Annotated in this window: 18 protein-coding genes; 9 read left to right on the forward strand and 9 right to left on the reverse strand. The window is 75.6% G+C overall.

The window, feature by feature from the left end; genetic code table 11:
• Positions 1-138: 138 nt before the first annotated feature.
• From gcvPB to amrb99_RS09565, 5 genes are all read left to right on the forward strand, one after another.
• Entirely contained in the window at positions 139-1,710 is a 1,572-nt protein-coding gene (gene gcvPB / locus amrb99_RS09545) for an aminomethyl-transferring glycine dehydrogenase subunit GcvPB (protein WP_190854852.1), read from the forward strand.
• Positions 1,707-2,822: an NAD(+)/NADH kinase gene (locus amrb99_RS09550; RefSeq protein WP_194736676.1), complete on the forward strand. Its 1,116-nt coding sequence runs from the start codon at positions 1,707-1,709 to the stop codon at positions 2,820-2,822. The genes gcvPB and amrb99_RS09550 overlap by 4 nt, the downstream gene beginning before the upstream one ends.
• Positions 2,823-2,864: 42 nt before the next feature.
• Positions 2,865-3,623, forward strand: coding sequence for an SDR family NAD(P)-dependent oxidoreductase (locus amrb99_RS09555; RefSeq protein ID WP_190854861.1), 759 nt, complete (start codon positions 2,865-2,867; stop codon positions 3,621-3,623).
• Between the two features lie 42 nt (positions 3,624-3,665).
• On the forward strand, positions 3,666-4,307 hold the full coding sequence (locus amrb99_RS09560) for a GntR family transcriptional regulator (RefSeq protein WP_190854864.1): 642 nt from the start codon (positions 3,666-3,668) through the stop codon (positions 4,305-4,307).
• Between the two features lie 78 nt (positions 4,308-4,385).
• On the forward strand, positions 4,386-5,051 hold the full coding sequence (locus tag amrb99_RS09565; RefSeq protein ID WP_190854866.1) for a VTT domain-containing protein: 666 nt from the start codon (positions 4,386-4,388) through the stop codon (positions 5,049-5,051).
• Between the two features lie 60 nt (positions 5,052-5,111).
• On the opposite strand, the gene amrb99_RS09570 is transcribed toward amrb99_RS09565, so the two are convergent.
• The 4 genes from amrb99_RS09570 to amrb99_RS09585 all read right to left on the reverse strand — a co-directional run bounded on the left by amrb99_RS09570 (position 5,112) and on the right by amrb99_RS09585 (position 8,128).
• A complete protein-coding gene (locus tag amrb99_RS09570; protein ID WP_190854868.1) occupies positions 5,112-5,465 on the reverse strand; it encodes a PRC-barrel domain-containing protein in 354 nt (117 codons plus the stop codon).
• A gap of 101 nt (positions 5,466-5,566) precedes the next feature.
• Positions 5,567-6,235, reverse strand: a complete 669-nt coding sequence (locus amrb99_RS09575) for a hypothetical protein (protein WP_190854870.1) — start codon at positions 6,233-6,235, stop codon at positions 5,567-5,569.
• 71 nt (positions 6,236-6,306) lie between these two features.
• Positions 6,307-7,512: an ATP-binding protein gene (locus amrb99_RS53030; RefSeq protein WP_190854873.1), complete on the reverse strand. Its 1,206-nt coding sequence runs from the start codon at positions 7,510-7,512 to the stop codon at positions 6,307-6,309.
• Positions 7,487-8,128 (reverse strand): response regulator transcription factor, encoded by a 642-nt coding sequence (locus amrb99_RS09585; RefSeq protein ID WP_190854875.1) that lies wholly within the window; start codon positions 8,126-8,128, stop codon positions 7,487-7,489. The genes amrb99_RS53030 and amrb99_RS09585 overlap by 26 nt, the downstream gene beginning before the upstream one ends.
• Positions 8,129-8,230: 102 nt before the next feature.
• Between amrb99_RS09585 and amrb99_RS09590 the strand changes: the two genes are divergently transcribed.
• The 3 genes from amrb99_RS09590 (at position 8,231) to amrb99_RS53035 (ending at position 14,569) form a co-directional block, all read left to right on the forward strand.
• Entirely contained in the window at positions 8,231-9,325 is a 1,095-nt protein-coding gene (locus amrb99_RS09590) for a 3-oxoacyl-[acyl-carrier-protein] synthase III C-terminal domain-containing protein (protein WP_277819873.1), read from the forward strand.
• 139 nt (positions 9,326-9,464) lie between these two features.
• Complete coding sequence (locus amrb99_RS50855) at positions 9,465-9,866, forward strand: isoprenylcysteine carboxylmethyltransferase family protein (protein ID WP_347256612.1); 402 nt, start codon at positions 9,465-9,467, stop codon at positions 9,864-9,866.
• A 98-nt stretch (positions 9,867-9,964) separates the two neighbouring features.
• Positions 9,965-14,569, forward strand: a complete 4,605-nt coding sequence (locus tag amrb99_RS53035; protein ID WP_206699880.1) for a cation-translocating P-type ATPase — start codon at positions 9,965-9,967, stop codon at positions 14,567-14,569.
• Positions 14,570-14,587: 18 nt separating this feature from the next.
• Here amrb99_RS53035 and amrb99_RS09605 read toward each other — a convergent pair whose 3' ends face one another.
• Positions 14,588-15,145: a DinB family protein gene (locus tag amrb99_RS09605; protein WP_190854880.1), complete on the reverse strand. Its 558-nt coding sequence runs from the start codon at positions 15,143-15,145 to the stop codon at positions 14,588-14,590.
• A 97-nt stretch (positions 15,146-15,242) separates the two neighbouring features.
• Between amrb99_RS09605 and amrb99_RS09610 the strand changes: the two genes are divergently transcribed.
• Positions 15,243-16,217: a YafY family protein gene (locus amrb99_RS09610; protein ID WP_190854883.1), complete on the forward strand. Its 975-nt coding sequence runs from the start codon at positions 15,243-15,245 to the stop codon at positions 16,215-16,217.
• A gap of 12 nt (positions 16,218-16,229) precedes the next feature.
• Here the strand turns inward: amrb99_RS09610 and amrb99_RS09615 are convergent, their stop codons facing one another.
• The 4 genes from amrb99_RS09615 to amrb99_RS09630 all read right to left on the reverse strand — a co-directional run bounded on the left by amrb99_RS09615 (position 16,230) and on the right by amrb99_RS09630 (position 21,957).
• Positions 16,230-17,399 carry a hypothetical protein gene (locus amrb99_RS09615; protein ID WP_190854884.1) on the reverse strand — a complete coding sequence of 390 codons (1,170 nt, stop codon included), beginning with the start codon at positions 17,397-17,399 and terminating at the stop codon, positions 16,230-16,232.
• A gap of 67 nt (positions 17,400-17,466) precedes the next feature.
• Positions 17,467-19,119, reverse strand: a complete 1,653-nt coding sequence (locus amrb99_RS09620; RefSeq protein WP_190854886.1) for a serine/threonine-protein kinase — start codon at positions 19,117-19,119, stop codon at positions 17,467-17,469.
• Positions 19,120-19,220: 101 nt separating this feature from the next.
• Positions 19,221-21,164, reverse strand: a complete 1,944-nt coding sequence (locus amrb99_RS09625; protein ID WP_241755397.1) for a potassium transporter Kup — start codon at positions 21,162-21,164, stop codon at positions 19,221-19,223.
• Positions 21,165-21,252: 88 nt separating this feature from the next.
• Positions 21,253-21,957, reverse strand: a complete 705-nt coding sequence (locus tag amrb99_RS09630; RefSeq protein WP_190854889.1) for a GNAT family N-acetyltransferase — start codon at positions 21,955-21,957, stop codon at positions 21,253-21,255.
• Positions 21,958-22,078: the final 121 nt, after the last annotated feature.

Raw genomic sequence — 22,078 nt, forward strand, 5'->3', positions numbered from 1 at the left:
GACCAGCGGCCTCTGTGAAAGACCAAGCCACATGTCGGGGAACCCCGCTCTCGGAATGTGCCGGTCTCCCCGCAGCGGGGCGAACGAAGTTCGAATTCTTCTCCGGCCTGATGGCCAAGGCATTCCCCGGAGGATCAAGTGAAGACCGACCGCTCCCCTGTCTCTCGCGCCGACGCCGTGATCGGGCCGAAGCCGCCGCTGCGCCGCTTCCACCAGGCCCGCTGGGACGAGCCGCTGCTGTTCGAGCTCGGCAGCCCCGGCGAGCGCGGCGTGCTGGTGCCCGCGCCCGAGGTGCCGCTCGACGACACGCTCCCCGAGGGGCTGCGCCGCGCCGAGCCGCCCGCGCTGCCGGAGCTGTCGCAGCTGCACGTCCTGCGGCACTACCTGCGGCTGTCGCAGGAGAACCTCGGCGTGGACCTCAACGTCGACGTCGGGCAGGGCACCTGCACGATGAAGTACAGCCCGAAGGTGAACGACCAGTTCGTCCGCGACCCCCGCATCGCCGACCTGCACCCGCTGCAGGACGAGCGGACCGTGCAGGGCGTCCTGGAGATCGTCCACCGGCTGGAGGGGCTGCTCAAGGAGATCTCCGGGATGGACCGGTTCTCGCTCCAGCCGGGCGCCGGGTCCGCCGCGATCTACGCGAACGTGTCGATGATCCGCGCGTACTTCGCCGCGCGCGGCGAGACCGAGCGGGACGAGGTCATCACGACGATCTTCTCGCACCCGTCCAACGCCGCCTGCGCGAAGACCGCCGGGTTCAAGGTCATCACGCTGTACCCGGACGCCGACGGCTACCCCGACATCGAGGCGCTCAAGGCCGCCGTCGGGCCGCGCACGGCGGCGCTGCTCATCACCAACCCGGAGGACACCGGGATCTTCAACCCGCGGATCGAGGAGTTCGTCCGGATCGTCCACGAGGCGGGCGGGCTGTGCGCCTACGACCAGGCGAACGCCAACGGCATCCTCGGCATCACCCGGGCCCGCGACGCCGGCTTCGACCTGTGCCACTTCAACCTGCACAAGACGTTCTCCACCCCGCACGCGTGCGGCGGGCCCGCCGCCGGGGCGTGCGGCGTCACCGCCGAGCTGGCGCCGTTCCTGCCGACGCCGACGGTCGAGTTCGACGGCGAGCGCTACCGCCTGGACGACGACCGCCCGCAGTCGGTCGGGAAGATCCGGCCGTTCCACGGCGTCGTGCCGAACCTCGTCCGCGCGTACGCGTGGATCATGTCGCTCGGCGCCGACGGGCTGCGCGAGGCCGCCGAGGTCGCGGTGCTGAACAACAACTACCTGATGAAGAAGGTGCTGGAGATCCCGGGCGTGTCCGCGCCGTACGCGGCGGGGCGGCGCCGCATCGAGCAGGTGCGCTACAGCTGGGAGCGGCTCGCGGAGGAGACCGGCGTGCACACCGAGGACATCGGGCTCCGCACGGCCGACTTCGGCACCCACTACTGGACGAGCCACCACCCGTTCCTCGTCCCGGAGCCGATGACGCTGGAGCCGACCGAGTCCTACTCCAAGGCGGACCTGGACGAGTACGCCGCCATCCTCGCCGAGGTGGCGCGCGAGGCCCGCGAGGAGCCGGAGACCGTGCGGACGGCGCCGCACCGCTCCACCGTGCACCGCGCGCGCGAGGACGTCCTGGACGACCCCGCGACGTGGTCGGTGACCTGGCGCGCCTACCGCCGCAAGGTCCTCGGCGGATGAGGTTCGGGCTGGTGGTCAACCCGGTCGCCGGGATCGGCGGCCGGGCCGGGCTGAAGGGCAGCGACGGCGCGGACGTTCAGGCGCGGGCGCGCGCGCTGGGCGCGGTGCCGCGCGCGGGCGAGCGGGCCGCGCTCGCGCTGGCCGAGCTGCGGTCGCGGCTCGGCCCGGTGGAGGTGCTGACCGCCGCCGGTCCGATGGGCGCCGACGCCGCGCGTACCGCCGGGCTCGCGCCCACGGCCGTCTACGAGCCCGGCGACCCGACCACCGCCGCCGACACGCGGGCGGCCGCCGCCGCGCTCGCCCCGCGCGTGGACCTGCTGCTGTTCGCGGGCGGCGACGGCACCGCCCGCGACGTGCTCGACGCGCTCGGCGACGGGGGCGGAGGCGGAGCTGCGGTGCCGGTGCTCGGCGTCCCGACCGGGGTGAAGATGCACTCGGCCGTGTTCGCCGTCCATCCGCGGGCCGCCGGCGAGGTCGCCGCGCTGTTCGCCGCGGGCGCCGGGACGCGCCCCGCCGAGGTCATGGACCTGGACGAGGACGCCGTGCGCGACGGCCGGGTCTCGGCCCGGCTCCACGGCCACATGGCGGTGCCGGACGTGCCGGTCCGCGTGCAGCAGCGCAAGATGGGCAGTTCGATCACGTCCCCGTCGTCGGTCGCGGGCATCGCCGCCGAGCTCGCGGACCGGGCCGGGCCGTCCGATCTGCTCGTCCTCGGGCCGGGCGGCACCATGCGGGCGGTGGCCGCCGCGCTCGGCGCCGACGTGCCGGTGATGGGCGTCAACGTGCTGCGCGACCGGCGCGCCGTCGCGGTGGACGTGGCGTCCGGCCCGTTGGAGAAACTGGTCCGGTCGGCGCCGGCGTGGCTGGCGGTGACGCCGATCGGCGGGCAGGGGTTCCTGCTCGGCCGCGGCAACCAGCAGATCTCCCCGGACGTCGTGCGCGCCGTCGGGCGCGACCGGCTGATCGTCGTCGCGACCGAGGCGAAGCTCGCGGGCCTCGGCGGCCGCCCGCTGCTCGTCGACACCGGCGACGAGGACCTCGACGCCGAACTGCGCGGGCACGTCCCCGTCCTGACCGGGCACGGCCGCGCCGCCATGTACCCGGTCCACTGACCTCACGACCCCGTCCACTGATCTCACGAGAAGGAGAAGCGGTTGATCACTCTGGAGGGCAAGCGCGCCGTGCTGACCGGCGCCGCGTCCGGCATCGGGCGGGCCACCGCCGAGCTGATGGCCGGGCTCGGCGCCGCCGTCGTCCTCGCCGACGTCGACGAGGCGGGCGCCGAGGTCGCGGCGGGCATCGAGAAGGCGGGCGGGCGCGCCGCGTTCGTCCGCGCGGACGTGTCCCGGGCGGACGACTGCGCCCGCGCCGTCGCGACCGCGCGGGACCGGTTCGGCGGCCTCGACGTGCTGTTCAACAACGCCGGGATCATCCGCCGCACCACCGTCACGGAGATCACCGAGGACGACTGGGACCTCGTGATGGCGGTCAACGTCCGGTCGGTGATGCTGATGAGCCGGTACGCCGTTCCGCTGCTGGAGGCGGCGGGCGGCGGCAGTATCATCAACACCGGCTCGGGCTGGGGCATCCAGGGCGGCGCGCGGGCGGTGTCGTACTGCGCGTCCAAGGGCGCGGTGGTGAACATGACCCGGGCGATGGCGATCGACCACGGCGCGAGCGGGATCAGGGTCAACTGCGTGTGTCCGGGGGACACGGCCACCGGCATGCTCGCCGAGGAGGCCCGCCAGCTCGGGGAGCCGGCCGAGGCGTTCTACGCCGACGCGGCCGACCGGCCGCTCGGCCGGATCGGGCAGCCGGCCGACATCGCGCGGACGGTGGCGTTCCTGGCCAGCGACGCGGCCGCGTTCGTGAGCGGTGCGGTGATCCCGGTCGACGGCGCCGGGACGGCGTGACGACGATGCGGCCGCCGGCCGTCTGGAGAGGGTGACGCGAGCATGGCGATCGAACGGCGCCCGCTGCGCGAGCAGATCAAGGACGAGATCCTGGAACGGCTCGGCCGCGGCGAGTTCGCGCCCGACCAGCCGATCAACGAGATGGCGCTCGCCGCGGAGCTGGGGGTCAGCCGCACCCCGCTGCGCGAGGCCCTGATCGGGCTGGAGCGCGAGGGGATCATCGTCAGCGAGCGGGGCAAGGGGTTCCGGTTCGCGCCGATGAGCCCCCGCGAGTTCCACGACCTGACCACGATCGTCGCGGCGCTGGAGTCGCTGGCGCTGGAGCTGACCGATCCCGGGCATCTGCGGTCGGTGGCGCCGCGGCTGCTGGAGGAGGCGCGGGCGTTCTCGGTGCCGGAGGCGGAGTACGAGGTCATCGAGCGCTACGACGACGCGTGGCACGACCTGATGCTGTCGGGCTGCCCGAACGAGCGGCTCATGGACCTCATCACCTCGCTGAAGCTGACGATGCACCGGTACGAGCGGGTCGTGGTGGGCGACCGCGAGGTCCTCGAACGGTCCGCGGAGGAGCACGAGCGGATCGCCGAGCGGCTGGTCGCGGGCGACGTGCCCGGGGCCGTCGTGGCGCTGAAGGCCAACTGGATGAGCGGGAAGGACCGGATCATCAAGCGCCTGGAGGCGTGACGGCCCGCCGGTCTTCTCGGCCGCACCGTCCGGGGCCGCGGTGCATCAGTTCCGCGGCACGGGGAACGGTTCCCGGTCGTGAGCGACGCCATCCTGGAGTACCTGCGCGGCCTGATGTCGTCGCCGTGGATCTACGTGGCGCTGTTCGGGCTGTCGATGGTCGACGCCTTCATCCCGATCTTCCCCAGCGAGTCGCTGGTGGTGACCGCGGGCGTGTTCGCCCACCACGGCAAGCCGTGGCTGCCGCTGGTGATCGTCACCGCGTGGGCGGGCGCGTTCTGCGGCGACCACGTCTCCTACTTCATCGGCCGCTACGCGGGCGGCTGGCTGGAGCGGGTCTGGCTGCGTCCGGGCAGCCGCCGCCGCAAGGCCTACGACCAGGCCGGGAAGCTCCTCGACAAGCGCGGCGGCCTCGTCCTGCTCATCGCCCGCTACATCCCCGGCGGGCGGACGGCCGCGACCCTCGTGATGGGCGCCGTCGCCTACCCGCTGCACTCGTTCTCGCTGTTCGACGCGCTCGCCACCGGCCTGTGGGCCACGTACTCGACGATGATCGGCTACCTGGGCGGGGCGGCGTTCCAGAACGACCCGTTCAAGGGCCTGCTGCTCGGCCTCGGCATCGCCATCGGCGTGTCGGTCCTGGTCGAGGCCGGACGCTGGCTGTGGCAGCGGTTCGGGCCGTCCGGGCATGGCGGCGGGTCCCGGCGGGACGCGGACGAGGCGGCGGACCGCCGGTCCCGCTGACGCCGGCCCGGCCGTGCGGGCGCGTCAGCGGGGGTAGCGCGTCCCCCTGCTCGGGGGCGGTCAGCGGCGGCCCAGCCGGCGCTCGGTCGGGCCCGCCCCGTACGGCAGGTCGTAGTACTCGAAGACGGCCTGCTCCTCGCTCGCGGGCAGCTCGCCGTCGGTGCCGATCGAGGGCGCGCCCTTCACTTCCTTCTTGTCGTGGGCGAGCCGCAGGTGCCCCGGCCCCACGGCGGCTCCGGCGAGCGGCGCGAACACCAGCCGCTGCCGCGTCGGCAGCCCCACCTTGACGGTGGCGAAGGACGGCTGGTCGGTGGCGGTGTCGACGTACACCGCCTCCAGCTCCCCGATCCGGCTCCCCGACGGGTCGACCACGTCGTGCCCCCGCCACTCCCGTATGTCCTCTATGGCGAACATGTCACACACACCCAGACATCAAGTCGTTCTTCCCCTTAATTCACATCTACCCAGTTCAGAGCGGATATCTCGGTGCCGCGCGGCGGCGGGCTCACAAAGGCTCAGGACGAGCTCGGCAGCGGGAAGGGGGTGCCGTCGAGCCGGAGCGCCCAGACGGCCTTCGTCGTGGCGAGGCCGTTGGTCAACGAGTCGGCCCGCAGGGCGGCGACCACGATCTGGTCGTGGGCCGGGGCGGCCGACGCCTGCAGCTCCAGGTGGACGGTCGCCGCGCCGCGCGCGGGGATCGCCATGATCTTGTCGGAGACGGCCTCGAAGGACCGGCAGCTGTAGTCCGCCACGACGAACGGGTCCTCGGGCGTCGCGTCCGGGTCCTGCCGGCCGTCGGCCCGGCCGGTGCCGAGTTCCAGACCCGGGGTCGAGCTCCGGCCGGAGTCCTCGGTCCAGCCGGTCGGGTCGTCGTTGTGGATGGTCAGCGTGACCGGGTACACGGTGGCGGTCCGCATCCGGCCGCAGCCGGTGTGCCGGGTCGGCTTGCCGATGGTCATCGTCATGCGGGCGCGCACCGCGTCGTTCTCGCCCTCGGCGGGGAGCGCGAACGTGTGGGAGGCGCTCCTGGCGCCGTCGCCGCCGGAGGACGCCAAGGCGGCGGCGCCGAGCCCCGCCGCCGTCGTCACGAGGGCCGCGGCTCCCGCGAACAGGCCCAGGCGGAGCCGCCGCGTCCCGCCCCGCCCCGCGCCGCCCGTGCCGGGCGGAAGGTTCACGTTGTGCATGGTCACGTTGTACGGTCCGGGACGATCATCGGGCCAGGCCCGCGCCGTCCCCGGTTTCGGGGACAGGACGGTCAGCGCTGGTCGGCGGCGCCCCGGCCGGGCCCCGGCAGCGGGACGCGCAGCTCCACGCAGGTGCCCGCGCCGGGCGCCGCGTCCACCCGGACGGTGCCGCCGACGTCCGCCACGCGCCCCTCGACCGAGCGGGACAGCCCGAGGCCCCGGGGCCGGGCGGCGGGGTCGAACCCGCGGCCCTGGTCGACGACGGTCACCACGACCGCGCCGTCCTCCACGGCGGCCCCCAGCACGGCCCGGTCCGTCCCGGCGTGCTTGATCACGTTGGTCAGGGCCTCGTGGCAGGCGTCGAGCAGCGCGCCCGCCACCGCGTCCGGCACGCCCGACAGGTCGTCGTGCGGAGGCGGCGGGAACCGCACCGCCACCCGCAGCCCGTCGCGGGCGCGGTCGCGCGCGAGCGCCTGGAGGCCCGACGCCAGGTCGGGGACGTCGCCGTCCGGCACGGCACCGCCCCGCTCCACGAGCCAGCGCAGCCAGGCCGCCTCGGCCCGCACCTGGTCGCGCATCCAGGCGTCGGCGACCCACGTCCCGCCGCCGAGGGTCTCCAGCGTCTGCAGGACGCGGTCGTGCAGCATCCGCGACTGGCGCTCCCGTTCCGCCTCGACGGCCCGCCGCCGCGCCAGCTCCAGCGCCGCCGCGCGGGAGGCGTCCAGCTCGGCGGCCATCCGGCGCAGCTGCCGCGCGACGAACCAGACGACGGGCGCGATGCCGAGGTAGCTGGCGGCGTTCGGCACGGCGTTCCACAGCGGCTGCCCGCTGGACAGGTGGTCGGCGGCGCCGTAGACCAGCGCGAGCGTCGCGGCGCCCGCCGCGACCTGCCAGGCGCGCGGGAACAGCAGGCCGAGCGCGCACGACCCGACGAGCGTGTACGGGTAGGCGAAGAACCCCCAGGTGTGGACGTCGGCGCCGGCGACCAGCGCCGCGTTGGCCGCGAGCGCGGCGCAGCCCGCCGCCAGGTCCGCCCAGCCCGCCCGCGGATCGGGCCCGCCCCGCCGCAGCGCCCACCCGGCCAGCAGCATCGACTCCGCGAGCATCGCGGCCGCCAGGACGACGGCGAGGCCGAGCAGCTGCCCGCCGCCCGCTCCGGTGCCCAGCGCCACCGCGACGTTGAGCAGGGCCGCCAGCCGGGTGGCGAGCAGCGACCACGCCTCCATCCGCACCACCCGCGCCGCCGCCGCGTCAGCCGGGCGGGCCGCCGCGTCCACCGGGGTCCCCTTCGGCGAGGTTGCGGGCGAACCAGGCCAGCTCCGCCTTGTTGCCCAGCCGGAGCCTGGCGCGGATCCGCTTCACGTACGTGTCGACCGTGGACGGCGCGACGCCCATCCGCCGCGCGGCCTGCGCGTGCGTCATCCCGCGGGCGATCCAGTCGAGCGCCTCCCGCTCGCGGGCCGTCAGCGCCGTCCCGCCGCCGCCCGGCCGGCTCCGCTCCGCCGCCCCGACGATCGCGGCGAGCTGCGGCGACAGGGCGAACCCGCCCGCCGCCACCTCGCGGACCGCCGCCCGCAGCGCGTCCTCCTCCATGTCCTTGGTGGCGTAGCCGGCCGCGCCCGCCGCCATGCAGGCCAGCACGTCCGCCGGACGGCTCGCCGCCGACACCACCAGCACCCGCGTGACCCGGCTCAGCTCCCGGACCGCCGCGACGGACGGGCGGTCCCCGTCCAGGTAGAGGTCGCACAGCACCACGTCGCAGCCGCCCGGATCGGGCAGCGCGGCGGGCGCCGCGACCGAGGCGACGACCCGGACGTCCGCGTCCTCGGCGAGGATCGCCGCCAGGCCCCGCCGGGCCACCGGGTGGTCGTCGACGATCGCCAGCCGCAGCACGGCCCCATTGTCGCGGCGGCGATCATCCGGCGGAAGCCGCCCGGCGCGGCACCGGAACCACCTCACCGCCGTCCGACCGGCATCGACGCCGTCAAGGTGGGCATGGGAGGCGGGAGGGCTGGAGGTCTCATGCGCGTGCTGGCGGTTCGGACCGTTCTTCCGGAACATCGCTATGACCAGCAGCAGATCACCGAGGCCGTCGCCGGGACGGTGCGGACCGACCAGCGGCTCCTCGCGCGGCTCCACTCCGCGACGCAGGTGAGCGGCCGCAACCTCGCGCTGCCGATCGAGGACTACGACCGGCTCACCGACTTCACCGCCGCCAACGACACCTACATCGCCACCGCGCTGGACCTGGCGGAACGCGCCGTCCGGGACGCCCTCGACGGCGCCGGCCTCGACCCCGGGGACGTCGACCACCTGATGTTCTGCTCGTCGACCGGGGTGGCGACCCCGTCGCTGGACGCCGCGCTGGCGCAGCGGGTGGGGCTGCGCGAGGACATCCGGCGGCTGCCGGTGTTCGGGCTGGGCTGCGCGGCCGGCGCGGCCGGGCTGTCCCGCGTCCACGACTACCTGAGCGCCTGGCCCGAGCAGGTCGCGGTGCTGGTCTGCGTCGAGCTGTGCTCGCTGACGGTCCAGCGCGACGACGCGTCGGTGGCGAACCTGGTGGGCAGCGGCCTGTTCGGCGACGGCGCCGCGGCCGTGGTCGCGGCCGGCGACCGGCGGAGGGTCCGCGTGCGGCGGCCGGACGGCCCGGGCCGGGGCCCGCGCGTCGTCGCGACCGCCAGCCGCCTCTACCCGGGCACGTCCCGGCTGATGGGCTGGAACGTCGGCGAGCACGGCTTCCGCATCGTGCTGGCCGCCGACCTCGTCGACCACGTGAAGGCGACCCTGGCCGACGACGTCGCCGCGTTCCTCCAGGGGCACGGCCTGTCCCCCGGCGAGATCGCCTCGTGGGTCTGCCATCCGGGCGGCCCCAAGGTGATCGAGACGATCGCCGAGGCGTTCGGGCTCGACTCCGGCGAGCTGGACCTGACCTGGGAGTCGCTGCGCGGCGCCGGGAACCTGTCGTCGGTGTCGGTGCTCAACGTGCTGGAGCAGACGATCGCGCGGCGGCCGCGGCCGCCCGGCGCGCCCGGCCTGCTCATGGCGCTCGGCCCGGGGTTCTCCGCCGAGATGGTGCTGCTGCGGTGGTGACCCCCTGATCGCCTACACGCTGCTGATCCTGCTCGTCGCCGCCGAGCGGCTCGCCGAGGTCGCCCTGTCGCGGCGCCACCTCGCGTGGGCCAGGCGGCGCGGCGGCGTCGAGTACGGGCGGCGGCACTATCCGGGGTTCGTGGCCGTCCAGGTCTTCCTGCTGGCGGGGGCGCCGCTGGAGGTCTGGCTGCTGCACCGGCCGTTCGTCCCGGCGCTGGGATGGCCGATGCTGACCGTCGCCGTCCTCGCCCAGGCGCTGCGCTGGTGGTGCATCGCGTCGCTGCGCGAGCAGTGGAACACCCGGGTCGTCACCGTCCCGGGGCTCCCGCTCGTCGACCGCGGCCCGTACCGCCTCGTGCGCCATCCGAACTACGTCGCCGTGGTCGCGGAGGGCGTCGCGCTGCCGCTCGTCCACACCGCGTGGCTCACGGCGTCGGTCTTCACCGTCGCGAACCTCGGGATGCTGGCCGTGCGGCTCCGCGTCGAGAACGCGGCGCTCCGGCAGGCGCCCCCCGCGGAGGCGGCGCAGAGCGCGCGCTGACGACTCCGCTGGGTGCACCGCTCGTTTACTGAGCGTGGTCGCGGGTACCCGCCGATCGTCGGGGGCAAGGCGAACCGCGCGGGCGGGAGGGGCGGGCAGTGGCGTTTCCTGGAGCGTCCCTGGCCAGGGCGGCGCTGAACGTGCCGGCCGCCGCCGCGGACGCGGCGTCGAGCCTGGCCGCCAAGGGCGCCGAACTGGGCGCGCGGACCACCGCCACCGGCGTGCGGACGGGAGCGCGCCACACGTCCCACGTCCTCGGGGCCTTCGCGTCCCTCGCCTCGGGCGGGCGCAGGCGGCGGGTCTGGGCGCACGGCGGCCGGGCCCACATACAGGCCAACGGGCTGGGAGGCGGCGGGGAGCGCCACCGCCGGTACGTGAGGGCGCTGACGGAGGCGCTGCGCGCTCTCGAAGGCGTGGACTGGGCGGAGGTCAACGCGGTCACCGGCCGCGTCATGGTGACCTACGCGGAAGGCGCGGTGGACCCCGGCGACCTCGTCTCGACCATCGAGGACGTCGAAGAGGCGCACGACGCGGACAAGTTCGACCACGCCGCGCACGCGATGCCGACCGACGACGACGCGGCCTGGGCGGCCGCCACGTCCTCGCTCGTCGCCGACTGCGCCGGGGCCGTCGGCGCCGTCGCCGCACGGCTGCTGAACCTCCCGCCGATGCCGAGCCCCGTGCGGGCCGCGGTGTCCGTCGCGGACGCGCTGCCCCGCTTCCGATCGGTGCTGGAGCAGCAGCTCGGCAGGCTCCGCGCCGACGCGCTGCTCGGCACCGCCAACGCCATCGTCCAAGGGGCAGGGCAGGGCATCGCCCCGCTGGCCGCCGACGCCGCGCACCGCGCCTTCCAGCTCTACGAGATCGGAGCGCGCCGCGACGTGTGGCGGCGCCGCGAACCGGACCTCGCGGTCGCCGGGGAGCTGCCGCACGCCGGCGCCGGACGCGCCGAGCGGCCGTGCCCGCTGCCGGACGGCCCGGTCGAGAAGGCCGGGAACCGGACGGCGCTCGGGCACCTGCTCGGCGGCGCCGGGGTCCTGGCGGGCACGCGGGACGCGTCCGCCGCCGCAGACCTGCTGCTGGCGACCGTCCCGAAGGCGGCGCGGCACGGCCGGGAGGCGTTCGCCGCGGTGCTGGGGCACGACCTGGCGGTCCGCGGCACGGTCGTCCTCGACCCCACCGCGCTGCGCCGCCTCGACCGGGTCGACGCCGTCGTCATCGACTCGGGAGTGCTGTGCGACGGGGAGCTGCGCCTGCTGTCGGCCGTCGCCCTCACCGAAGGCATGGACGACGCGGACGTCTGGCGCGCCGCCGGGACGGTCCTGGCGGGCCGCGAGCCGGACGACCTCGCGGGACCGGGCCCCTGGCCCGCGGACGGCGACGGGGACGCGTGGCGCCTCGCGCGCGCGCCGGACGCCCCGTCCGGCGGCCCCGCCGACCCGCAGGGCGTCACCCTCGACCTGCTGGACCGGCGCGACCGGCGCTGCGGCCGGGTACGGGTAGGCTCCTCCCTCGACCCCCTGGCGGAGGCGCTGCTGTCGGCGGCGCACGAGGCGGCCGACGTGGTCGTCCTGACCGAGCACGCCAGCATCCAGGAGCTGGTCGCCTGGGGCGACGACTCCCCCGTCGACGTCGGCGGCCTGCCGGAGTCCGTGCGCCGCCTCCAGCGCGACGGCCACGTCGTGCTGGCGATCTCCAGCGGGCAGGACGAGGCGCTGGACGCCGCCGACGTCGGCGTGAGCGTGCTGCGCGGCCGCGGCCTCGCCGACTGGCGCGCCGACCTCGTGACCGGGCCCGGGCTCGCCGGCGCGTGGCGGCTGCTGACCGCCGTCCGGCCCGCGCGGCGCGCCAGCGACCGGGCCGCGGAGCTGTCGCTGAGCGCGTCGGCGCTCGGCGCGCTGCTGATCGCGGGACGCCGTCCCCGGCGGCGCGTCGGCGGGCCGCTGCTGCGCCGGGCCGTCGCGTCCTGGCCGGACCTGCCGCCCGTGCACGCGGCGTCCCTGATGGCGATGCTCGCCAACGGGCTGAGCGCGCGGCGGCTGGAGCACCGGCCGCTGCCGCCCCCGGTCGTCCGGGACGCCTGGCACGCCCTCACCGCCGAGGAGGCCGCCCGGCGGCTGGCCCGCGCCGCCGGTCCCGGCGAGGACCGGGAGCCGCGGACGGCCGGCCCGCTGGTGCAGCGGACCGCCATACGGCCGGTGAAGGCCGTCCTGCGGCTCGCCGCCGCGGTGCGGCAGGAGCTCGACGACCCGCTGACCCCGGTGCTCGCGCTCGGCGCCGCCGCGTCCGCCGTGGTCGGCTCCAGCGTGGACGCGCTGCTGGTCAGCAGCGTCATGGCGGGCAACGCCCTGATCGGCGGCGCGCAGCGGATGCGCGCGGAGAAGGCGCTCGGCGAGCTGATGCTCGGCCAGCAGACCCGCGCCCGCCGGGTGCGTGCCGCCGCCGCGCCGGACCGGACGGCCGCCGACCCGTTCGCGCACCTGCGGACCGCCGCCGTCGAGCAGATCGCGGCCGGCCGGCTGCGCGTCGGCGACGTGATCCAGCTCCGCTCGGAGGACCTCGTCCCGGCGGACGCCCGGCTGCTGTGGGCCGCGTCCCTGGAGGTGGACGAGGCCACCCTCACCGGCGAGTCCGTGCCCGTCGACAAGAACGTCGAGCCGTCGCCCGGCGCCGACCCCGCCGACCGGCACTGCATGCTGTACGAGGGCACCACGGTCGTCGCGGGCAGCGCGATCGCCCTGGTCGTCGCCACCGCCGAGGCCACCGAGAGCGGGCGCGCCGCCGCGCTCGCCGGGACGGCCGACGCCTCGTCCAGCATGCAGGCGCGGCTGGCGGAGCTGACCCACCAGGCGCTGCCCGCCACGCTGCTCGGCGGCGCGGCGGTCACCGTGCTCGGCATGCTGCGCGGCCTGCCGCTGCGGCGCGCGCTCGGCTCCGGCGTCGCGGTCGCCGTCGCGGCCGTGCCCGAAGGGCTGCCGCTGGTCGCCACCCTCTCCCAGCTCGCGGCGGCCCGGCGGCTGTCGCGGCTCGGCGTGCTGGTCCGCTCGACGCGGGCGCTCGAAGCGCTCGGCCGGGTCGACACCCTGTGCTTCGACAAGACCGGCACGCTCACCGAGGGACGGCTCCGGCTCGTCCGCGCGACGGGCCCGGCCCGCCCGCACCCGCTCACCGGCGAGGGCGAGCGGCGCGTCCTGCGCGTCGCGGCGCGCGCGTGCCCGCCGCCGGGGAGCCGGCAGGTCCCGCACGCCACCGACCGCGCCGTCCTGGACCGGGTCGGCGACCTGCCGCCGGACGGCCGGTGGTCCCTCGCGGAGGAACTGCCGTTCGAGACCACCCGCGGCTTCTCGGCGTCGCTCGGCCACGACGGCTACCGGACGGTCCTCGCGGTGAAGGGCGCGCCCGAGGTGCTGCTGGCCCGCTGCACCCGCGTCCACACCTCCGCCAACCGCGACGAGCCGCTCACCGCGTCCCGGCGCCGCGCCGCCGCGTCGACCGTGCGGCGGCTCGCCGGGCAGGGGCTGCGCGTGCTCGCCATCGCCGAGCGGCCCGTCCCCGACCCCGGGACGGTGCGCGGCCGGATCGCCGACCACGTCGAGGACCTCGCACTGCTCGGCTTCATCGGCATCGCCGACACCCCGCGGCCCACCGCGCAGGAGGCCGTGCGGCGGCTCGGCGCCGCGGGCGTCCGCACCACCATGATCACCGGCGACCATCCGGACACCGCCGCGGCCGTCGCCGCCGAACTCGGCATCCCCGACGCGGACCGGGTCCTCACCGGCGCGGAGCTCGACGCGATGGCCGCCGCCGACCGGATCGCCGCCGTCCAGCGGGCCGCGGTGTTCGCCCGCGTGTCCCCCGCGCAGAAGGTCCGGATCGTCAAGGACCTGCGGCGGGCCGGCCGGGTCGTCGCGATGACCGGCGACGGCGCCAACGACGCCGCCGCCATCCGCCGCGCCGACGTCGGCATCGCGGTGGTCGGCCGCGGTTCCGGCGCCGCCCGCATCGCGGCCGACCTCGTCCTCACCGCCCCCGACACGGCGCTCATCCTGGACGCGCTGCGCGAGGGCCGCGCGCTGTGGAACAGCGTCCGCGACGCCGCCGCGATCCTCGTCGGCGGCAACGCCGGCGAGGTCTCCTTCACCGTCCTCGGCACCGCGCTCAGCGGGGACGCGCCGCTCAGCACCCGGCAGCTGCTCGTGGTGAACATGCTCACCGACATGCTCCCGGCGCTCGCCGTCGCGATCACGCCGGCCGACTACGGCGGGGACGGGGCGGCGCCGCTCGGCGGCGAGCCGGTCCGCGGCTTCACCGGCCGCGAGATGCGGCGGGCGCTGGCCGTCCGCGGGACCGCGACCGCCGCGGCGGCGCTGGTGTCCTGGCAGCTCGGACGGCTGACCCGGCTCGTCCCGGGGGGCCGCCGCCGGGCCTCCACGATGGCGCTCGCCGCGCTGGTCGGCGCGCAGCTCGGGCAGACGCTGATCTCCCGCTGGCGCAGCCCGCTCGTCATGGCGACCTGCGCCGTCTCGGCCGCCGCGCTGGTCGCGGTGATCGAGACGCCGGGCGTCAGCGGGTTCTTCGGCTGCACGCCGCTCGGGCCGGGCGCCTGGGCGATCGTCACGGCGTCGGCGGTGGCGGCGACGCTGGCCGCCGCCCTGGCGCCGCGCCTGCTGCCGTCCCCCGCCCCCGTCCCCGAGCCGGCCTGACGACCGCCGCGCCGCCGGTCAGCCCATGCTCTTGGCGCCGTCCAGGGCCTCGCGGATGATGTCGGCGTGCCCCGCGTGCTGGAGCGTCTCGGCGGCGATGTGCATCAGCACCAGGCGGGCCGACCAGTGGGTGTCGGCCTGGAACCAGGGCGCCTTCGGCAGCGGCTGGGAGGCGTCCAGGTCGGGCAGCGAGACGATCAGCTCGTCGGTCCGCCGCGCGACCTCCTCGTAGTCCGCCAGGACGCCGTCCAGGGTCTCGCCGGGCAGCATCCGGAACTCGTCGGCGCGGCGCTGGAAGTCCGCCTCCGTCATGGCGGTGAAGTCGGGCATCGCGGACGGCCCCTCCAGGATGAAGTCCACCCAGCCCCGCTCGCACGAGGTGACGTGCTTGATCAGGCCGCCGAGACACAGCTCGCTCGCGGTCGTCCGCAGCCCGGCCTGCTCGTCGGTGAGGCCGCGGGCGGGGAACCGCAGGAAGTGCCGGGCCTTGGCCAGCAGCGCCAGCAGGTCGGCGCGCTCGCCGGTCACCGCCGGGGCGTCCTCGCGCGTTCCGCCGACGATCGCGTGCTCGGTCATGGTCCGTACCTCCTGGTCTCGTCCTTCTCCCTGACAACGACCACGCTACGGGCCATAGCGGCCACTTTCTGACCTCAATTGCGGGAGACTCGGAACCATGGCGAACACCAGCAACCGCACCCTGCGGCTCCTCTCGCTGCTGCAGAGCCACCGCTACTGGCCGGGCGCCGAGCTGGCCGAGCGCCTCGACGTCTCGCAGCGCACGCTGCGCCGCGACGTCGACCGGCTGCGCGAGCTCGGCTACCCGGTCGAGGCCCGGCGCGGCGTCGACGGCGGCTACCAGCTCGCCGCGGGCGCGGCCCTGCCGCCGCTCGTGATCGACGACGAGGAGGCCGTCGCGCTCGCCGTCGGCCTCCAGGCCGCCGCGCAGGGCCCGGTGGACGGGATCGCCGAGCCGTCCCTGCGCGTCCTCGCCAAGATCGTCCAAGTGATGCCGGGCCGGCTGCGCCGCCGCGTCGAGGCGCTGCGCGCCATGACGGTGACCGGCGGCTGGGGCGGGCCCGCCCGGACCGACGTCGACCCCGACGTCCTCACGTCCGTGGCGCTGGCCTGCCGCGACACCGAGCGGCTCCGGTTCGCCTACACCGCCGCCGACGGGCGGCGCACGGAGCGGCACGTCGAGCCGCTCCGGCTCGTGTCGCTGGGCCGCCGCTGGTACCTCGTCGCCTACGACCTCGACCGCGCCGACTGGCGCAACCTCCGCGTCGACCGGATCGCGGACCCGGCGGGCACCGGCGCCCGCTTCCGCCCCCGCGAGCTGCCCGCCGCCGACGCCGCCGAGTTCGTCCGCGCCCGCCTCGACGCCGTGCCCCGCTCCCACCGCGTCGAGGTGCTGGTGGACGCGCCCGCCGCGGCGGTCCGCGAGCGGATCGGGCGCTGGGCCGCCGCCGAGGAGGCCGGGCCGGACCGCTGCCGCGTCCGCTTCACGTCCGACTCGCTGGACTGGGCGGCCCTGGCCGTCGGCGCGATCGGCGCCGACTTCCGGGTCGTGCACCCGCCCGAGCTGGTCGACCTGCTCCGCGACTGGGCCGACCGCTTCCACCGCGCCTCGTCCGTCCCCCGGGACGGCTGACGCGGGCGCCGGTCACCTCGGCAGGGCGGACGGGGCGCCCGGACCGCCGATGACCGGGCCGTCCGGCCAGAGCGCGGCGAGGTCCGACGGGGTGAGCGGGGCCCGGTACGCGGCCCGCAGCACCTCCCGGGACGTCTCGCCGCCCGCCTCGGCGAGGGCCGCGAACCAGTCCATCCCGGCCGGGTACGCCCACATGTAGGAGCGGTGCTCCGGGTTCGCCCCCCGATCGGCGAGGGCGCCCGCGATGGCCTTGTCCGTCATCCACGGGACGGCCGCGCGCAGATGGGCGGCGCACTCGGCGGCGGGCGTCCCGGCGTTGATCGCGCGGTGGACCTGGGCGAGGACGAGCTGCACGTAGTGGCCGAGCCGGACCCGCGCCGTCAGCACCCGGTCACCGGGCAGGAGGAACAGCGGCCACGCCTGGGCGAGCCCTTCGAGCATCACCTGATGCGGTGCGTGGACGCTGAGCAGCCGCACCCACGGGACGTCCTCGGCGGACGCCCGCTCGGTGAGGCTCGCGCTCTGCAGCCCGTGGCCGAGCACCTCGTGCAGCGCGAACTGCCGGGCGCCGGACTCGGTGAACGCGACGTTCGGGAGGTTGAGCCGGAGCCGGACGTCGTGGCCCGCACCGTCCAGCCAGTAGGCCCAGTACGCGTCCACCTCGGCGGTCTCGATGGTCAGCGTGTATTCGGCGGTGCCGCCCGTCGCCTCCCGGACGGCGGGCTCCAGTTCGGCTGCGGCCTGCCGGATGGCGTCCGGGGCGTCGCGGACGTCCAAGGGCCCTTCCAGCTCCCGGAGTTCGGCGTTGGCGTCCGGCCCCCAGCCGATACCGAGGGCGGACAGCGCGGCGCGGGCCCGGTCGCCGCGCTCCGCCACGTACTCCTCGGGCCACCCGGCGGTGCCGCACCCCTGCGTCCTGCGGACGTAGTCGCCGAGGGGCGGCCGCTCGCCGAGCAGGGCGCCGAGGTAGGCGAGGTCGGCGTCCAGGCGCGCCGCCACCGGTCCGGCGGCGTCCGCGCGCAGCTCCGCGAGCCGCCGGTGGACGGCCAGCCGGTCGGAGGCCGGTTCGGGCTCCACCCCCTCCGGACGGCAGTCGAAGTCGATGATCGGGGACCCGCCGCGGGCCGTCTCATGGGCGTTCCACGCCCGCAGGACGCGTTCGGTCTCGTCGCGCAGCCTCATGCCCCACGTCTACCGCACCACCGCTGCAGGCCGCGTTCACCTAGGCCGCCGGGGGGCACCGGGCTGGTCAGTGCTGGGGCAGCGCGGCCAAGCGGCTCTCGGCGTACTTCCGCATCTCCTTGTCGTTCAGAGAGCCGGCGACGTCCCGCGCCCGCTCGTACGCGGCGGCGGCCTCACCGGCGGCGCCCGTGTCGCGGAGGGAGCTGGCGAGCTTGCACAGGGTCCAGCCCTCCATGAGACAGTCGCCGAGCCGGGTCGCGATGCCCAGAGCGGTCTCCAGCACGGTCGTGGCCCGCTCGTGGTCGCGGTGCTCGCGCGCCACCTCGCCCAGGTCGTACCAGGCCCAGCCCGCCGCCCGCAGGTCGTCGACCTCCTCCGCGCGGCGGGCCGCACGTTCGAGGAGCTCCTCCGCCGTCCCGTACTCCTTCTGCTTGCGCGCGCAACGCGCCCTGCCCTGCAGGGCGTCGAGCTCGATGCCCGGATGCCCCTGGGACGCCTCGATCGCCTCCTCGTAGCGGGCCACCGCGGTCGTGAGGTCTTCCCGCCGCAGGGCGAGGTCACCGAGATTGCACAGGTTCCAGGCGCGCAGCTCGGCGTCGCCGACCTCCTCGGCGATGGCGAGGGCCTCCGCGAAGGCCGCCCGCGCGAGATCGTCGTCCTTGCGGTGGCGGCGGCAGACACCGAGGCCGTCCCACGCCCAGCCCTCGTCGCGGCGGGCGCCGACGGCGGCGGACGCCTCCCTGGCCTGCTCGAACAGGGTCTCCGCGCGGCCGAACCCGCCCGCGTAGCGCGCGGCGTGCGCCTGGTCGAGCAGGCTGCTCGCGGCCAGCACCCGGTCCTCGGCGGCGACGGCGACGGCGTGCAGGCCGAAGGCGATCCCTTCGGCGCGGGCGTGGTCGTGCTCCGCCCGCGCGGCGGCGTACGCGGCCTGGAGCAGTTCCACCTGCGGCCGGCGGGTCATCGCCTCCTGCAGCGACCGGACGGACGGGCGGTCCGCCGGTTCCTTGGCGAGCGCCCGCGCGACGATGTCCCGCAGCCAGCCGGGCAGGCCGGACAAGTCCGGTTCCATCGTGAGGATCTGGTGGACGAGCGCCGGGATCGTGTCCGCCGGGAAGCAGGGCCGGCCGGTCGCCGCGTGGGCCATCACCGCGCCCCAGCCGAACACGTCCGCCGCCCCCGTCGGCCGCTGCTCTGCCAGGAGCTCCGGCGCCATGTAGCGCAGCGTGCCGATCGGCATCGTCGTGATCCGGGTCCGGTCGAGGTGGTGAGCGACGCCGAGGTCGATGAGGACCGGGCTCCCGCTCGGCATGATGATGTTGGCCGGTTTGACGTCGCGGTGGACCAGGCCCGCCCCGTGCACGGCCTCCAGAGCGCGCGCGAGGCCGAGCCCGAGGCGGTCGAGGCCGTCCGCCGCGAGCGGCCCGTCCGCGATGAGCGCTTCCAAGGGCAGACCCTGGACGTACTCGGTGACCAGATACGGCTCCGGGCCCGCGAGGTCGGCCTCGACGAACGCGGCGACGTGCGGATCGTCGACCTTCCGCAGCGCGGCCGCCTCCCGCTCGAACCGGCGGTGCCCGCTCTCGCTGCCGACGGTGGCCCCGTTCATCGTCTTCAGCGCGACGATCCGCCCGTCCGGCGCGCGTCCCAGGTGGACGGTGCCCATCCCGCCGGCACCGAGTTCCGCCAGCAGTTCGTAGCGCCCGAACCGTCGTGGGTACATCCGGCCCCCCGCCTCATATGCCAGGACATGTGCGGACACGGTAAACCCGATGGGGCCGGCTCCGCCGGACGGTCCTCGTTCCGGCACGCGGCGGCCGGGCGTCAGAGGTCGATCCGGGAGCCCATGAGGACGGTGCGGGTCTCCGGCAGGGCGAAGTACTCGGCGGGATTCGCGGCGTTGCGGGCCAGCGCCAGGAACAGCCGCTTGCGCCACCGGCGCATGCCGGACGCGCGCGTGAGCCGCAGCGCGCCGTAGGACAGGAAGTAGGAGGCCCGGTCGGGGTCGAAGCGCAGTTCGGCGCCGGGCAGCCGGGCCGCGCGGCGCAGCTCCGCCGGCAGGTCCTGGCGGTCCTGGAAGCCGTGCCGGACGGTGACGTGGACGATCCCGTCGTCGCTGTACCCGAGGTCGTCGATGCTCAGCCGCTCCTCGATCGGGATGTACGGGACGTTCTCCGACACCATCGAGACGATCACGACGTGCTCGTGGACGACGTGGTTGTGCTCGAAGTTGGCGCGCAGCGCGATCGGCGTCGTCGTCTTGGTCGGATGGGGGAAGACCGCGGTGCCGGGCACCCGCCGCACGCCGTCCCGGTGCAGCTTCTCGATGAACTCCGGGAGCGGACCCTCCTTGGAGTTCCGGTTGGCGGTGACGATCTCCCGCCCGCGCTCCCAGGTCGTCATCAGCGTGAACACCGTGAGCCCGATGAGCAGCGGCAGCCAGCCGCCGTGCGTGACCTTGGTGAGGTTCGCGGAGAAGTAGGTGATCTCCGCGCCGCCGACGACGACCCCGGTCAGCACGAGCTTCCAGGCCGCCCACCGCCAGGCCACCCGCGCGATGACCAGGAACAGCGCGGTGGTGATGAGGAAGGTGCCGGTGACGGCCATGCCGTACGCGGTCGCCAGCCGGCCGGACGAGCGGAAGCCGAGCATGAGGATCAGCACGCCGGCGAACAGGATCCCGTTGATCGCCGGCAGGTAGACCTGGCCGATCTCGCGCGGCGAGGTGTGCTTGATCCGCAGCGGCGGCAGGTAGCCGAGCCGGACGGCCTGGCGGGACACCGAGAACGCGCCGGAGATCACCGCCTGGGAGGCGATCACCGTCGCGGCGGTCGCCAGCACCACCATCGGGAGCCGCGCCCAGTGCGGGTACAGCAGGAAGAACGGGTTCCGGATGCTGCGCGGGTCGTCGAGGATCAGCGCGCCCTGGCCGAGGTAGTTCAGCGTCAGCGCGGGGAACACGACCGCGAACCAGACCCGGCGGATGGGGGCCTTCCCGAAGTGCCCCATGTCGGCGTACAGCGCCTCCGCACCGGTGATCACCAGGACGACCGCGCCCATGGCGATGAACGCGGTGTAGGGGCGGTCCGCGATGAACTCGACGGCGTAGGACGGCAGCAGGGCGCGGGCGATGGCGGGCCGCTCGACCACCTCGACCAGGCCGGCCGCCGCCAGCGCCGCGAACCACACCAGCATGACCGGGCCGAACAGGCTGCCGACCCGGTGCGTGCCCCAGCGCTGGGCGAGGAACAGCAGCGCGAGGATCGTCACCGCGACCGGCACGACCGCGTGCGACAGGCCCGGCGTGCTCACCTTCAGGCCCTCCACGGCGGACAGCACCGAGATCGCCGGGGTGATCACGCTGTCGCCGTAGAACAGCGAGGCGCCCAGCACCCCCAGCCCCATCGCCACGGCGGCCCTGCCCCGCACGTCGCCCAGCACCCGCCGGACCAGCGCGGCGAGCGCCATCACGCCGCCCTCGCCGTCGTTGTCGGCCCGCAGGATGAGGGTCACGTACTTCACCGACACGATCACCGTGATCGTCCAGAACACCAGCGAGATCACGCCGTGGACGTCGCTGTGCGTGGGGTGGACGGCCCCGTGGTCGATCGAGAACACCGTCTGAAGGGCGTACAGCGGGCTGGTACCGATGTCGCCGTAGACGACGCCCAGCGCGCCCAGCATCAGCGCCGCGCGCCCCCTCGTCCCGGACGCGGAGGTGCCGTGCCCGGCCATCGCCGTGCCGGTCGCCTTCTCCGGGTCGCCCATGAGCGGATACTTATCCGGATCGGCCCCGTATAGGCATCACCGGGGACGACAGGCCGGCTCGTCCGCCTGGCCCGGCGGACAGGGGCCGCTACGGGACGCGGAATCCGCGGAACGTCACCCGCTTGCGGACCTCGAAGCCGAGCCGCTCGTAGAGCGCGATCGCCCCGGTGTTCTGCTCGGCCACGTGCAGGAACGAGCGCTCGCCGCGCGCCTCGACGCGCGCCGCCAGAGCGCGCACCAGGCGGGCGGCGTGGCCGCGCCCGCGGGCCTCGGGCGCGGTGCAGACGGCGCTGATCTCCGTCCAGCCCGGCGGCCGGAGCCGCTCGCCCGCCATCGCCACCAGGCGGCCGTTCTCGCGGATGCCGAGATACGTCCCCATCTCGCGGGTGCGCGGCCGGAACGGCCCCGGCCGTGTGCGCGCGACGAGGCCGAGCATCTCGGGCACGCCGTCCGCGCCCAGTTCCACCACGCCGCCGTCGCGGTCGTGGAGATCGCCGGGGTCGGCGCCTCCGCGCCAGAGCATCTGGAGACCGTCGAGGACGAAGACGGGCTCCCAGTCCGGCGGCGGGGCCGCCGGGCTGCTGAACAGGTCGGCGAGTTCGCCCCGGCCCAGCAGCCGGGCGAGATCGTCCCATTCCGCCGCGTCCGGGACGGCGGACACCGCGGCGAAGGTCGCGACCTCCGGGAGGTACGTGGCGGCCCTGCCGGCCCGTCGGGCGAGGTGCGCGTGAGCGCCGCGCAGCGACTCGCCCACGGGGTCGTCGAGCGCGACGGCACCGTCCTCCACCAGCATGTTCCGCACCTCCGGGGGCGTACGCGACGTTCCAGGCGACCTTGACGCCACCGGCGGTTACCCAGAATGCCACCGGCGGTTAAACGGCCGCGCGGCGGGGGAAGCGATCATTGGTGCGTGG

This window comes from Actinomadura sp. RB99 (assembly GCF_014706005.1).
GTDB lineage: Bacteria > Actinomycetota > Actinomycetes > Streptosporangiales > Streptosporangiaceae > Spirillospora.

Excerpts from the sequence above, each read along its gene's own strand:
- amrb99_RS09625 (WP_241755397.1), bottom strand. The coding sequence starts at position 21,164 with ATGGGCGACCCGGAGAAGGCGACCGGCACGGCGATGGCCGGGCACGGC.
- amrb99_RS09550 (WP_194736676.1), top strand. The coding sequence starts at position 1,707 with ATGAGGTTCGGGCTGGTGGTCAACCCGGTCGCCGGGATCGGCGGCCGG.
- amrb99_RS09620 (WP_190854886.1), bottom strand. The coding sequence starts at position 19,119 with ATGTACCCACGACGGTTCGGGCGCTACGAACTGCTGGCGGAACTCGGT.
- amrb99_RS09570 (WP_190854868.1), bottom strand. The coding sequence starts at position 5,465 with ATGTTCGCCATAGAGGACATACGGGAGTGGCGGGGGCACGACGTGGTC.
- amrb99_RS09610 (WP_190854883.1), top strand. The coding sequence starts at position 15,243 with ATGGCGAACACCAGCAACCGCACCCTGCGGCTCCTCTCGCTGCTGCAG.
- amrb99_RS09560 (WP_190854864.1), top strand. The coding sequence starts at position 3,666 with ATGGCGATCGAACGGCGCCCGCTGCGCGAGCAGATCAAGGACGAGATC.
- amrb99_RS09575 (WP_190854870.1), bottom strand. The coding sequence starts at position 6,235 with ATGCACAACGTGAACCTTCCGCCCGGCACGGGCGGCGCGGGGCGGGGC.
- amrb99_RS09630 (WP_190854889.1), bottom strand. The coding sequence starts at position 21,957 with ATGCTGGTGGAGGACGGTGCCGTCGCGCTCGACGACCCCGTGGGCGAG.
- amrb99_RS09590 (WP_277819873.1), top strand. The coding sequence starts at position 8,231 with ATGGGAGGCGGGAGGGCTGGAGGTCTCATGCGCGTGCTGGCGGTTCGG.
- amrb99_RS09615 (WP_190854884.1), bottom strand. The coding sequence starts at position 17,399 with ATGAGGCTGCGCGACGAGACCGAACGCGTCCTGCGGGCGTGGAACGCC.
- amrb99_RS09605 (WP_190854880.1), bottom strand. The coding sequence starts at position 15,145 with ATGACCGAGCACGCGATCGTCGGCGGAACGCGCGAGGACGCCCCGGCG.